Source organism: Burkholderia sp. CpTa8-5 (assembly GCF_017815045.1).
In the GTDB taxonomy this organism is placed as follows: Bacteria; Pseudomonadota; Gammaproteobacteria; order Burkholderiales; family Burkholderiaceae; genus Burkholderia; species Burkholderia sola.
In genome coordinates this window covers 1-831 of sequence record NZ_JAGIQD010000080.1, presented here as the reverse complement: position 1 = coordinate 831, position 831 = coordinate 1, and the positions used below count along the sequence as shown (strand labels likewise).

At 64.1% G+C, this 831-nt stretch carries 1 protein-coding gene; it reads left to right on the top strand.

Going from position 1 to position 831, the window contains the following annotated elements; translation table 11 throughout:
* A partial coding sequence (locus J8I35_RS34400) for an electron transfer flavoprotein subunit beta/FixA family protein (RefSeq protein WP_245170553.1) occupies positions 1-738 on the top strand: 738 nt, incomplete at its 5' end.
* Positions 739-831 lie beyond the last annotated feature (93 nt).

Sequence of the window (831 nt, the reverse complement as noted above, 5' to 3'; positions counted from 1 at the left end):
GTGCCAGTGAAAAGAGTGGTCGATTACAACGTGAAGGTCCGCGTGAAGTCGGACAACACGGGCGTCGACATCGCGAACGTGAAGATGTCGATGAACCCGTTCGACGAAATCGCGGTGGAAGAAGCGGTGCGCCTCAAGGAAGCGGGCGTCGCGACCGAAGTGATCGCGGTGTCGGTGGGTGTCACGCAAGCGCAGGAAACGCTGCGCACGGCGCTGGCGATCGGCGCGGATCGCGCGATTCTCGTCGAGTCGAACGACAGCGTCGAGCCGCTGGCCGTCGCGAAGATCCTGAAGGCGCTGGTCGACAAGGAGCAGCCGCAATTGGTGATCCTCGGCAAGCAGGCGATCGACGACGATTCGAACCAGACGGGTCAGATGCTGGCGGCGCTCGCAGGTCTCCCGCAAGCGACGTTCGCGTCGAAGGTGACGATCGCCGACGGCAAGGCCACGGTTGCGCGGGAAGTCGACGGCGGCGCGGAAACGCTGTCGCTGACGCTGCCGGCGGTGGTCACGACCGACCTGCGCCTGAACGAGCCGCGCTACGTGACGCTGCCGAACATCATGAAGGCGAAGAAGAAGCCGCTGGAAACCGTGAAGCCGGAAGACCTCGGTGTGGACGTCGCGCCGCGTCTGAAGACGCTGAAGGTGGTCGAGCCGCCGAAGCGCGCGGCCGGCGTGAAGGTGCCGGACGTGAAGACGCTGGTCGAGAAGCTGAAGACCGAAGCCAAGGTGCTGTAAGAGGGAGCGCAAAGAAATGACGATTCTGGTGATTGCAGAACACGACAACGCGTCGATCAAGGCCGCGACGCTGAACACGGTGGCGGCGGCGGC